Source organism: Terriglobus sp. YAF25 (genome assembly GCF_052113305.1).
GTDB lineage: Bacteria > Acidobacteriota > Terriglobia > Terriglobales > Acidobacteriaceae > Terriglobus.
The window spans coordinates 1-11,466 of the sequence record NZ_JBFRCY010000036.1; the positions used below are offsets into that span (position 1 = coordinate 1).

Below are 11,466 nucleotides of genomic sequence, written 5' to 3' on the forward strand. Positions count from 1 at the left end.
ATCCAACGTTATCCACATCCTCGACCCCGACGTGATCGTCATGGGCGGGGGGCTTTCGAAGGCAAAACGCCTCTACGAGAACCTTCCAGCGCTGATCGAAAAGTACAGTTTCGGCGGCGGCGTCGACACACCCGTGGTCCATGCCAAGCACGGCGACTCCTCCGGTGTGCGCGGAGCAGCGTGGCTCTGGCCCCTTTGAAGAGTTAAAAGTTGAAGGTGAAAAGTTAAAGAGGGATTCCGTGGTGCGTTGAAGTTCTGGTCTCACCACGGACCCCTCTTTTTCTATACGCCAAAGGGAAGGACCCTGCAGGAGAAGCAAACCGCCTGCCTCACCACAAGGTCCCTCTTTAACTTTCAACTTTTAACTTGCAACTGTTTTTAGGCGCTTGCTTCGCTACGTGAATTCTTCAGGTGTGTCCAGATGAACCAGACGATGCCGGCGACGAGCACCAGCAGGATCGCTGCATCCGCCTTGTGCAACACCTTCTTCAGCGTGGAGTTAGGGTCGTTCCAGCTTTCGCCGGCCTTCATGCCCACCCATGCCAGCGCAAAGCACCAGGGCCACGAACCGATGAAGGTATAGATGTGGAAGCGGAGCTGCGGCATCCTTGCGATGCCGGCGGGCAGAGCGATAAAGGTGCGCACCACGGGAAGCAGACGGCCGATCAGCACCGTGATGTCTCCGTACTTCTTGAAGTAATGGTCGACACGATCGAGGTCGTGCTTGCTCATCAGTACATAACGCCCGAACTTCTCCACCAGCGGACGTCCGCCGTAGGCTCCCAGCCAATAGGCCACCACCGAGCCGAGATTGCAGCCGAGCGCACCCATGGTGGCCGCCCAGAAGAGGCTCATCTTGCCCTGGTAGACCACGTAGCCGGCAAACGGCATGATGATTTCGCTGGGAAGCGGAATGCAGGCCGACTCAATGCCCATAAGAAGAGCAATGCCGGGATAGTGCAGCGCGGCGATCAGGCCGGTAATGTACGGCAAGAGAAAATTGATAATTTTTTCAGTCATTTGGTGAGGAGGCTTGCCTTTGCAGTATACCGGGAGGCTGGTCGCGGCTGTGTCAAAGACAGTTGCTGGTTGCTAGTTGCTGGTTGCCAGTGAAACGGGGAGCGCGAAGCGCTCCCCGTTGATGCTTGTCCCTGTAAAGATTTCGTTTTGTTGAATTTACGGGGTATTCCTCACCCACCCTAACGTTTCAACAGATCGATGGGTTCGTCGATGTCTACCGTGCGGAAGTAGCTCGCCAGCGAGGGATGGCGCTCAGCCACGGCACGATACATCTCCCAAGCCACATTGCGGTAGGAGAAATGTCCGGCGACACCCGAGCGCAACTCGCTGATATAAAGGGCTTCCGCGAAGTCCATCTTGAAGAGCGAGCGGACTCGCGTTCCCAGCGGCAAAAGATACTGGGCTGACTGTTCTGCCTCCGGCAGACCAGAGTCGCGGAGCGCACGGTAGGCGGCAAAGCTGGCCTCCATGGCTGCCCGGTACTCCTCTTCCAGACCTGCATCGGCCAGCGTTGGCTGGCCTGGGCATTCGGGGATGTCGTAGCCGTGCGCGTCCGTAAAGTCCTGGATGAGCTGGACGCACTTGCGATGGCGGTGCATGTCACGGAAGCCGCCGATGTCCATCAGGATGTCGAAACCGAAGCCATGTCCTGAAGAGAATGCACGCGTGAGCTCGTCGTGCCGTCCACGGTGCTTTGCGCCCAGAGACACAATGGCATCGCGTCGCGCGCTCGAGAGACCGGTGACTGCATTGCGAATCTGACGGTAGGAGTAATGACAATGCGGATACAGCAGGGACGCTGCGAGTTCTACCTCAAGTCCCTCGGAGTCATCCACCAGGTCGACCACCGGAGCCGGCTCAATCGCAGCTCCCTGCATCAGCTCCGCTGCGGCGGCACGCAGCTCCTGCTTTGTCGATGCCTCATACGCGGAGGGCTGGGTGTACTTCACCAGCGTGGGCGAGACCTTCACCTCGCGGCCCAGGACCGACAGGGCGCGGTCACCGCACATTCCGTCCACGGATGAGATCTCCTGGCACAGCACCCGGGCCTCATCGGCATGAACGTTCCATGCCGGTCCGCTGGCGGCTTCACGAAGCTTTTCGCCAAGCTGCCGAATCTCGGCAAACTCCGATCCCAGCAGGCGTGCAATCTGCCCTTCCAGCGTGCGCGCATTCACGATCTGTCCGAGGGAGGTATTCGTCGCCAGCGGCAGCAGATAACGCGCGACATCGAAGGCTCGTGCTTTGAGTGTGCGCACATAGGCATCGTCTTTCATCTCGGCGGGCTGCGGGATAGCTCCCTTCAGTGCCTCCAGCATCTGCTTGCCGATGCGGTCGTAGGCGATGAACAGCTTTTCCGCGGCAGCGGTGTACTCGGCGGTCTTTTCGCCGAGTGCCGGCGTATACCAGCCGCTCTTTTTAAAGTCCTGGTAGCGGGTCGAGCGCTCCTGTCCGTCCCAGCGCTGCTCATCCACTAGCGAAATAGCAGCCAGCAGACTCAGTCGTTCAATCGCAAAGGCGACGTGAGCCAGGTCAGCGATGGAGCGATGGCCGTAGGCAAAGTAGAACGTGTTGAGGAACTGCTCGGCGCGCTGGGTGCTGATCTCTTTCAACGACTCCTTCATCGAAAGCGCGGAGCGTGAGTACTTGGCCATGGCATAGGCCAGCACTTCAGGATCGGCGCCGTGAATGGCATACACCTCGGTCGTGTTCATGTTCTCTGGAAATGCGGTGGGGTTCTGGCGGACGTCACTCATGGCACCTCCAAGCATAGCCAATCGGCATCTGGAATACGCCGGTCATTTTCCGGGGCGGCGGATGGAGGTCTACATCGGCGTTAGCCCGCCTATAATCGGCACTGACAGCAAAAAGGAGTACCCGCAGTAAAGATGCCGACACTTCAAGGCCGTATCGCACTCGTCACTGGAGCATCGCAGGGCATTGGACGCGCCTGCGCACTTGAACTTGCCCATCACGGGGCCACCGTCGCACTGGCTGCACGCCAGATCGACAAGCTTGAGGCCGTCGCAGCCGAGATTCGCGAGGCCGGCGGTACCGCCGAGGCCTTCGCTCTCGATATCTCCTCCGAGGATTCCATCAAGGCCGCGGCCAAGGAGATCATCGCCAAATTCGGCAAGGTAGAGATCCTGGTCAACAATGCCGGCATTACCCGCGATACGCTGGTCCTGCGTATGAAGCGCGACGATTGGGACTCCGTGCTCTCCACCAACCTGACCGGAAGCTTTCTTCTAACTCAGGCGCTGATCTCGCCGATGATGAAGAACCGCTGGGGCCGGATCATCAACATCACCTCAGTTGTCGGTGAGATCGGACAAGCCGGACAGGTCAACTACGCCGCCTCAAAGGCCGGCCTGGTCGGCATGACCAAGGCGCTGGCGCGCGAGTTTGCCAGCCGCAACATCACCGTCAACGCGGTTGCGCCCGGCTTTGTCGAGACGGCCATGACCCATCTCCTCTCCGACGAGCAAAAAGCATTCTTCGGCACACAGATTCCGCTCGGCCGTCCCGGCACCGACAAAGAAGTTAGCTACGCAGTCGCCTTCCTCGCCAGTGAAGAGGCCGGCTACATTACTGGACACACGCTTGATGTGAATGGCGGCATGTACATGGGCTAGAGCGTTTTCCCTGTTGCCGGGTATCCCGGAACGGGCCATGTACATCTCCATAGATTTGAATTGCGGGCAAGTGATATACCCTTGAGCGTTATAACCGACGAGGAGTAGATGCCCTGAAGCGATCCCGTCTCATCGCCGGAGCCGTACTTCTCTCCTGCACCGCCGCCGTGCTTCCGCTGATGGCGATGTATCTGCTTGGCCGCTCTCGCTCCATCGAGACAGAACAGCGCCACCTCACCGACTACGGCAACTGGACCGTCATGCGGGCCAACATCACGCTCAACGACGCGATTGCAGCGTTGAAGGACGTGGAGGCCCAGCATTGGCATGATTGCTCCCAGGCGCACATTGACGCCATGCGGCGATACACCATGAATCACCGCGCCATTAATGAGGTGGGCTTCTTCAAGGATGGCTATCTTGTCTGCACCTCATGGGGCATGGTCGAGCATCCTCCTGCGCGGCGGGCGGCGGACTACGAGATCGAAGGCATTGGCGTCCACACACGCGTGATTCCCGTTATCACCCGGGGCCAGCCCATGATCGGCTTCGAGTATGGCTCGCACAACGTGCTGGTCGATCCCATCCGCATGGTCGACGTTCTGGTCGACAATGAAATGACCCTCGCCCTGGCGAACAGCAAAGGCGAGATCCTGGCCACGCTCAACAATCCTGACCCGGCAGTTGTTCGTCACGCGATCGATCATCCAGGTCCCGGCGCGGCCGGTAACTTCCTCTACTCCAGCTACCGGACACCGCTCTGGATAGCTGTAGCCATCGAACGCCGCACCTATACCCGCGCGAACTTTCGCCGTCAGCAGGCGATGCTGTTGCCTCTTGGCTTCCTGATGGCGAGCTTCATGGTCGGCCTGATCGCCTGGGCATTACGCCGCCGGCTCTCGCCTCTCTCTGAGCTGGAGATCGCCGTCAAGTGCAAAGAGTTCATTCCCTGGTATCAGCCCATCGTCGAGTTGGCGACCGGCCGATGCATCGGTGCGGAAGCTCTGGCACGCTGGCACCGCCCCGATGGCACAATCGTTGGCGCAAATATCTTCATCCCGGTGGTGGAACAGAGCGAGCTCATCTGCCTGATTACCGATCAGATTGTGGAGAAGACCATCGCCGATATGCATCCCTTCCTCTCCAGCGAAACCGGCCTGCATATTGCCATCAATCTATGCGCGGACGATGTGGAGACCGGCCGTCCCCTGCCCTTGCTGGCTGAGCTGCTGCGCGAAAAGCGAATCCCTCCAGACCGCATCTGGCTGGAGGTGACCGAGCGTGGATTCATCAACGCCACTGCCGCCCGGGATACGCTGATGCGCGCGCAGGCACAGGGACACGTCATCGCGGTCGACGACTTCGGAACCGGCTACTCCAACCTGGGCCTTCTCCACTCACTCCCGCTGAACGTTCTCAAGATCGATAAGTCGTTCGTGGATGCCATCGGCACTGAGTCAGCCACCAGCACCGTGATCGCCCACATTATCGATATGGCCAATGAGCTGCGGCTCGAGATCATTGCTGAAGGGATTGAGACAGCCGCACAGGCGGAGTATTTGCGCAGCCGCGGCGTCCGCTACGGCCAGGGATGGTTCTTTGCGAAGGCCATGCCACGTGAAGAGTTTCTGGCTTACTATCGCCTGCACAAGGACAAGGAAGTGAAGTCCGAACCGGCGCTTACGTGATGGTAGCGACGACCTTGCCGGGGCGATCGCCTCGGATCTCCCGGCTGGTAAAGGCGGCAGGCACACGTTCCAGACCGATCTCGGCAGCCACATAGGGCGTGAGATATCCGGCATCGAGCAGCATGGCGATGTCGGAGAGCTGTGTGCGGTCTCCGTTCACGATGAAGAATGCGGCCTGCTTGCGCGGGGCGTGTTGCCGGGGATCCTGGCTATTTTCTTCAACGATCGTCACCATGCGCCCGCCATCCCGGAGCAGCGGCCATGCCTGTTCCAACAGATCTCCGCCGACCGTATCGAAGATGAGATCCATGCCGGTGACGACGTCTGCCAGCCTGTCCTTCGATGGATCAATCACGCGTTCTGCGCCGAGCTTCTTCACGAAGTCGTGCTTCCCCTCGGATGCCGTCGCGAGAATCTCCGCTCCGTGCATCCGTGCAAGCTGGATAACATACGCTCCGACTGCGCCGGCGCCGCCTAATACCAATACCTTTTCGCCTGCCCTGAGGTCGCCGCGGTCGAAGAGCCCCTGCCATGCGGTAAGGGCTGAGATCGGTACGCTTGCTGCTGCTGCAAAGGAAAGGTTCTTTGGCAAGGTGGCAACCATATCCGGCCGCGTGACACAGAACTCCGCCAGTGCGCCGTTGGCGTACCAGTCATTCATGCCAAAGATGGCCTGACCAGGCACCATGCCCGCAACTCCGCTGCCAACCGCGGCGACGGTACCGGAGAACTCATGTCCGGGAATAGGCCTGACGCGGGGACTGCCGTCTTTCGTATGGGTTGTGGGGGACCAGAGGAGCTCACTCGGCGTGATGGCGGCAGCGTGAACACGGATCAGAATCTCGCCTTCGCCGCAGGTTGGAGTATCTACCTCGGCCAGGGCGAACTCGAAGGTTTCAATGGCATCAGTGGCTGCGGAGATATACACGCATTTCATACTTAGCCCCTCAAACCACAGGCTAGTGTGCGCACAGAGGAAATCCCAGACCAGACAAGCGTGCTCCGGGCCAACCCTTTCGAGTGGCCCGGAGCCTGGTCATCGCGTCTGAACCTGGCTAAGAACCGCCACGTTCCCGATCGCCTTCGGGTCCGTCGTACTCGCTGTCGTAGTCACGTTCGTGGCCTCCGCGCCGCGTACGTTCCCACTCGCGCCGGGCCTCTTCTTCCGTCCGCTCTTCTCGGCCGTCCGCCATACTGCTCCTTATAGCTTGATACCTGCTGATTCGTAGATCTTCTCAATATAGGTAAGGTCACGCAGCCCTTCCTCCCCTGGAGTCTTTGGAGTCCGCCCGGTCTGAACGCACTCCGCAAAGTGATCTGCCTCGCGCTCAAACTGCTTGGGGTCCTTTTCCGGATTGCTCTCTTCCCAGTGCTCGCCTTTCGCCCGGCCTCGCATGGTAACGCCGTCATAGCCGAAGGTTGGCCCCATCTCCAAGGCTCCGGACTTCCCGTGAACGCGCATGAAGCCCTCCATCTGCCCACCGTAGGTGGAGGCACAACTGGCAACCACACCGCTGGGAAAGCGCATGCTCCATTCGACCGACTCTTCCATCTCTGCAAAGCGCGGATCGTCCTTGTGCACAGTGCCGGCGACGGCCTTGATCTCTACCGGCTCCTCCCCTGTGAACATGCGTGCCGCCTGCAGCGCATAGATGCCGACATCGTAGACACTGCCGCCGCCGGCCAAGGCCTTCTTCGTACGCCATACGCCAGGCTGAATATTGAAGCCGAACTGCCCTTCAAATGCGACAACATCGCCGATCTTTCCGCTGCGCACCATCTCGATGCACTTCAGCGTCAGCGGCTCATACTGCATGCGGTAGGCGATCATCAGCTTCACGTTCGCGGTTTTACAGGCATCGATCATCTGCTGGCACTCGGCGGAGCTCAGCGCCATGGGCTTTTCGCAAAAGACGTGCTTGCCTGCCTTGGACGCGCGGATGGTGTACTCGGCATGCATGGAGTTCGGCAGAGCCACATAGACGGCCTGCACCGTCTTGTTATCGCGGATGCGGTCGAAGTCCTCGTAGCTATAGATCGAGTCCTTGGGGACGCCATACTCCGCCGCGATACGCTCGGCCTTGTCACGATGGCCGCTGACCAAGGCCGTGATCTTACAACGCTGTGACTGCTTCACACCCCGCATGAAGTGGTCGGCGATGACACCCAGCCCGATGACGGCGAATCCGACCCGCTCCTGCTGTTGTGCAAATATGTCTGGAACCGCACCAGGAACAGCGATGGCTGCTGTACTCAGTGCACCTAGTCTGGTAAATTCACGCCTTGTCCACGCCATTGCTCTCATTCCTCCGTTTTTCGCGTTCGCGCTTTAGGATGCTTGTGACCCCGGAGAATTCTGCCATATTCCGCAGGTTTGACACCGGCCTCCCCATGGCGCTAGGCTTTGTATCAAGCTAATGATCACTCGTTTTGCCAACTCCTGCATGTGCTGCTGCCGCTGCTGTTGCTGTGGCCCGGTGCGGGTGTGCGAATGAGCGAATCGAACTGACAAGTTCAGAGATTAGGACTCAGAAACCCACCCGACGCCTGCAGGCCGGGTGGGTTTTCAACTTTCGGCCGCTTTTGACCCGATAGGAAACGAACGAACTTCAAGGAAGGAAACAAAGCAGATGTCACTCCGGATTAATGACACCGCACCCGATTTCAAGGCGGAAACTTCGCAAGGCCCGATCAACTTCCACGAGTGGATCGGCGACAACTGGGCGGTGCTCTTCTCGCACCCCAAGGACTTCACTCCGGTCTGCACCACTGAACTCGGCGCTGTAGGCGCTCTCGAGAAGGACTTCGCTGCCCGCGGCGCCAAGGTCATCGGCCTTAGCATCGATCCGGCAGAGAGCCACAGCCGCTGGGCACAGGACATCAAGGACGTGACCGGCGCCGATGTGAACTATCCGATCATCGCCGACACCGACCTGAACGTTGCCAAGCTGTACGGCATGCTTCCCGCCGAAGCCGGCGATAGCTGCGAAGGCCGCACCCCGGCCGACAACGCCACCGTTCGCGTGGTCTACGTCATCGGACCCGACAAGAAGATCAAGCTGCAGCTCGCCTACCCGATGACCACGGGCCGCAACTTCGACGAGATCCTGCGCGTTCTGGACTCCATCCAACTCACGGCCAAGCACAAGGTTGCGACTCCGGCGAACTGGAAGCCAGGCGAAGATGTCATCATCACCGGCGCGGTCTCGAACGAAGAAGCAGACAAGATCTTCCCGGGCTACAAGACCGTGAAGCCTTACCTGCGCACAACCGCACAGCCGAAGTAACGTAGTGTTGTAATCTGTAACAGGAAATTCACTCCGCCGGGCCCTTCACTGCGGCGCGGCGGAGCCTAGAGCACCGGTGGCGAAGTGGCTAACGCGCTGGTCTGCAAAACCAGTATTCGCGGGTTCAATTCCCGCCCGGTGCTCCAAAGAATCAGTTCGGTCTGTATCTCACGCAAATCGTCCCAAGCTTCAACTTATCTGTCTACGTCTGTCCCAGGTTTACAGTAATCGGGGGGTGCCTTCCTGGGTCAATAGACAGCTTCGTCAGCTGCCTATTGACCTTGGCTATTCGATTTACTCTGCTCTTTGGTTACCGTACAGGCGGAATGGCGTTCGAAGGACTGGTTTTTAGCTGGATGTTAAGCTCTGCAACTGGGTATTAAGGTCTGCAACTGTGAGTTGCCCTGTTTCGAAATTGACGATGCTATTCAAAAATTGACTATACAGAGATTGGTTGCCTACGAGTGGAGGCGCTCCGTCCTTCAAAAGACCAAATGTTTGTTGTAAGGCTTCACTCAGGTCACTGTATTTCTGCGAACTATTCGGATTTGTACCAGGTGAATAACCAACCCACGAAATGAGTTGAGAGTTTAGCTGTTGAACTGTGGTCGTTGAAGTTGGGGACGCGAAGCCTTCTATGAACTGTACGAACTCGCTGTTCTGACCTGCGTCGGTTTCTAGGGACACGGCCCCGTATCCGATACATTGAAACGTAGTCTGCAGGCCTGCGCTTAGATCGCTGCAATATTGCCAGGACAACGTTACGGAAGAAGGATCAATAGCCTTACAGTAGTTGACAATGTTATTCATCTCCAGCCAAGTGGTGCCGTCTAGGCCGGGGAAGGTGGCGTCGGGACCCGGATCCGGATATAGGTCGCGGAACTGTATGGCGAGGGGTGCAATCAGCTTGGCCGCCTCACTGGGAGTTAATCCGCGAAACGGATTACAAAGAGTGGGGTTGTGATAGAGGTTCGTGCAGCAACCCGAAATCTTATCTAGACAGCTCTGAATATCGGGTGACCACGGTCGGTCGTTCTCCGGCGATGAAACGAGAAGGAGGTAGAGGATGTACTGAATACCGCTCAAGGCATCAAAATCAGATTGCCAATTCGCACTGGAATAAGCGACTTCGCTGGGAATTTCGACTAGGCTCTGGTCGGATCGAATTTGGGCGCTTTCGGTGCCATGCTGCTGATCAAACACAATGGTCTGGCACCAAGAGAGAATGAACCCTGCGAGGTTGGCGATGCCGGTGTCAGCAGATGTCTGCAGTTGTTGGGCGTAAGGCATCATTAGCTTGGCGGCAACGCTGGCGGCATCGCTGGCGCTTAATTGGTCCGTCCCGGGCGGCTCCTCCAACATGAATTTGGAGGTCTGTTGGATGCCCGCCAGCTTGTCCTGAATGGCTTCTTCATACGTGCTCGAGGGCAAGTTGTTGACGATGATTTGAATTTGGTTGAACGCTCTCCAGGTTGGCTCGTAGTCCAGGTAGGAAGCATCGGCTTCGCTGGGGTTCTGGGTGGCAGGAATCTGAGCATTTTCGGGCATGAAGAATCTCCACTGTTCTGTCATTGCTAGATTGGGCAACCCAGGGGGAGGAAGGAGAACCGACTGCAAGGTATCCGGGATTAGGACTCGCGGAATTCGGTCTGACTACAGTGCTCTCTTTGTACCTCATCATTCTTCCGGAGTCCAATTGTCAATTCGGCGGCTGATCACGCTCTGACATCGGCGCGGGATCATGCGCAGCACAATAAAAGAGGCACATTTCCAAGAAGCTGAACTTGAACTCCCTATTTTGACAAGTAATCTGGCGCTGTAATCAGCCTCGGAAGGTTCCCCAGAATGCAGGATCCCTGCTGAGCACGAAGATGAATGCGGCCTTAGAGTGGTGGGTGAGCATGCGATCCCATCTTGTCTCTAGCGCGAAAGCGTGTGAAGCTAATTCCTGTATTCAGCCAATTCCAGGCAACGACATCTGGATCATGGGTCTCTTTATTCCTCCCTTCTGTGCATTGCAAATTAAGGAGATTCATTCATGAGCGCAAATCTTGAAAATGGTAGTCAGATCGAAGCGGACAACGTGAACGCGGCAGCGGCTCAAGGAACCAAATCAAGCGACGCCGGGCGGATGGGTACCGGGAACATCTCCGAAGTCGCTTCCATAAATGGTGGGGATAYGGCGCGAACTGATCGTATGGCAAAGGTTCGCGCAAAGGTTCAGGCCTCTAATGCGTCTTACACTGATCCACAAACCTTCAATGACCTAAGTAAAGACATGCAAAGCGCGATCGCCACCCTATGGAGCATTATGTATTCTTATGGGGGACTCGAGTCAMATGTCACGCAAGCTGATGACGCTCTCAACACTTTCATCAATACCGGTTTGGGTATGCCAAAGACAGTTGGCGAGCTTAACAAAGTCCTAACCGACATTGACAATGAATGAATAAGACGAAAATGTGACAGACCCCAAGTCGTACCTTCGCTCGACGTCATCGAGTACTTCGGAACCAAAGTGCTGGAGCTGGAGTCACATTAGGCGTCTGCGGTCGGGCGGGGTATCGGGTGAGCGCGATCGTCTCTGCCGTAGCAAAGCGGTGGCGGCGCCGAAGACGACGCCACTGTCTCCATAGTGCGCAGCTGGATCTCCTCTCTCGCTAGGAACTAAGGTGGGCATCGGATAGCATCATGATTCCAGCTCTCTGCGAGGCACTATGGCACGCCAGTTTACGCGCGGACCACTCTTTTTCGGCGCATGCATACAAAGAGTGGCGGCTTAGGAAACTCTTGCTCTATCCCGTCAGAACGAGACACAGCCTGCCATGCATGAAC

At 57.6% G+C, this 11,466-nt stretch carries 11 protein-coding genes and 1 tRNA gene; 6 read left to right on the top strand and 6 right to left on the bottom strand.

Translation table 11 applies throughout. The features are described from left to right. Positions 1 to 199 (top strand): ROK family protein (locus AB4043_RS02475; protein WP_442306438.1); only part of this gene is annotated, 199 nt, incomplete at its 5' end. Between the two features lie 179 nt (positions 200 to 378). Here AB4043_RS02475 and AB4043_RS02480 read toward each other — a convergent pair. Then, the gene (locus AB4043_RS02480; RefSeq protein ID WP_442302707.1) at positions 379 to 1,020 is read right to left on the bottom strand and encodes a DedA family protein; all 642 of its coding nucleotides are present in this window, start codon (positions 1,018 to 1,020) and stop codon (positions 379 to 381) included. 179 nt (positions 1,021 to 1,199) lie between these two features. Beyond that, a complete protein-coding gene (locus AB4043_RS02485) occupies positions 1,200 to 2,777 on the bottom strand; it encodes an FAD-dependent thymidylate synthase (protein ID WP_442302706.1) in 1,578 nt (525 codons plus the stop codon). Positions 2,778 to 2,909: 132 nt separating this feature from the next. Here AB4043_RS02485 and fabG point away from each other — a divergent pair, with 132 nt between their 5' ends. Both fabG and AB4043_RS02495 read left to right on the top strand, forming a co-directional pair. Next, on the top strand, positions 2,910 to 3,656 hold the full coding sequence (fabG, locus tag AB4043_RS02490) for a 3-oxoacyl-ACP reductase FabG (protein ID WP_442302705.1): 747 nt from the start codon (positions 2,910 to 2,912) through the stop codon (positions 3,654 to 3,656). A 167-nt stretch (positions 3,657 to 3,823) separates the two neighbouring features. Further along, the gene (locus AB4043_RS02495; protein ID WP_442302704.1) at positions 3,824 to 5,344 is read left to right on the top strand and encodes an EAL domain-containing protein; all 1,521 of its coding nucleotides are present in this window, start codon (positions 3,824 to 3,826) and stop codon (positions 5,342 to 5,344) included. Here AB4043_RS02495 and AB4043_RS02500 read toward each other — a convergent pair. The 3 genes from AB4043_RS02500 to AB4043_RS02510 form a co-directional block, all read right to left on the bottom strand. Further along, positions 5,337 to 6,281, bottom strand: coding sequence for an NADP-dependent oxidoreductase (locus AB4043_RS02500; protein ID WP_442302703.1), 945 nt, complete (start codon positions 6,279 to 6,281; stop codon positions 5,337 to 5,339). The genes AB4043_RS02495 and AB4043_RS02500 overlap by 8 nt on opposite strands. Before the next feature lie 118 nt (positions 6,282 to 6,399). Continuing rightward, positions 6,400 to 6,537, bottom strand: coding sequence for a hypothetical protein (locus tag AB4043_RS02505; RefSeq protein WP_442302702.1), 138 nt, complete (start codon positions 6,535 to 6,537; stop codon positions 6,400 to 6,402). An 8-nt stretch (positions 6,538 to 6,545) separates the two neighbouring features. Next, positions 6,546 to 7,640 (bottom strand): Gfo/Idh/MocA family protein, encoded by a 1,095-nt coding sequence (locus tag AB4043_RS02510; RefSeq protein ID WP_442306439.1) that lies wholly within the window; start codon positions 7,638 to 7,640, stop codon positions 6,546 to 6,548. Between the two features lie 334 nt (positions 7,641 to 7,974). Between AB4043_RS02510 and AB4043_RS02515 the strand changes: the two genes are divergently transcribed. Both AB4043_RS02515 and AB4043_RS02520 read left to right on the top strand, forming a co-directional pair. Continuing rightward, complete coding sequence (locus AB4043_RS02515; protein WP_442302700.1) at positions 7,975 to 8,631, top strand: peroxiredoxin; 657 nt, start codon at positions 7,975 to 7,977, stop codon at positions 8,629 to 8,631. 70 nt (positions 8,632 to 8,701) lie between these two features. Beyond that, positions 8,702 to 8,777 (top strand) — tRNA-Cys (locus AB4043_RS02520). A gap of 202 nt (positions 8,778 to 8,979) precedes the next feature. On the opposite strand, the gene AB4043_RS02525 is transcribed toward AB4043_RS02520, so the two are convergent. Continuing rightward, the gene (locus AB4043_RS02525) at positions 8,980 to 10,179 is read right to left on the bottom strand and encodes a hypothetical protein (protein ID WP_442302699.1); all 1,200 of its coding nucleotides are present in this window, start codon (positions 10,177 to 10,179) and stop codon (positions 8,980 to 8,982) included. A 490-nt stretch (positions 10,180 to 10,669) separates the two neighbouring features. Here AB4043_RS02525 and AB4043_RS02530 point away from each other — a divergent pair, with 490 nt between their 5' ends. Continuing rightward, complete coding sequence (locus tag AB4043_RS02530) at positions 10,670 to 11,080, top strand: hypothetical protein (RefSeq protein WP_442306440.1); 411 nt, start codon at positions 10,670 to 10,672, stop codon at positions 11,078 to 11,080. The last annotated feature ends 386 nt before the right edge of the window (positions 11,081 to 11,466 follow it).

Coding starts and splice junctions, on each gene's coding strand:
- AB4043_RS02515 (WP_442302700.1), top strand. CDS start 7,975: ATGTCACTCCGGATTAATGACACCGCACCCGATTTCAAGGCGGAAACT.
- AB4043_RS02525 (WP_442302699.1), bottom strand. CDS start 10,179: ATGCCCGAAAATGCTCAGATTCCTGCCACCCAGAACCCCAGCGAAGCC.
- AB4043_RS02505 (WP_442302702.1), bottom strand. CDS start 6,537: ATGGCGGACGGCCGAGAAGAGCGGACGGAAGAAGAGGCCCGGCGCGAG.
- fabG (WP_442302705.1), top strand. CDS start 2,910: ATGCCGACACTTCAAGGCCGTATCGCACTCGTCACTGGAGCATCGCAG.
- AB4043_RS02485 (WP_442302706.1), bottom strand. CDS start 2,777: ATGAGTGACGTCCGCCAGAACCCCACCGCATTTCCAGAGAACATGAAC.
- AB4043_RS02500 (WP_442302703.1), bottom strand. CDS start 6,281: ATGAAATGCGTGTATATCTCCGCAGCCACTGATGCCATTGAAACCTTC.
- AB4043_RS02480 (WP_442302707.1), bottom strand. CDS start 1,020: ATGACTGAAAAAATTATCAATTTTCTCTTGCCGTACATTACCGGCCTG.
- AB4043_RS02510 (WP_442306439.1), bottom strand. CDS start 7,640: ATGGCGTGGACAAGGCGTGAATTTACCAGACTAGGTGCACTGAGTACA.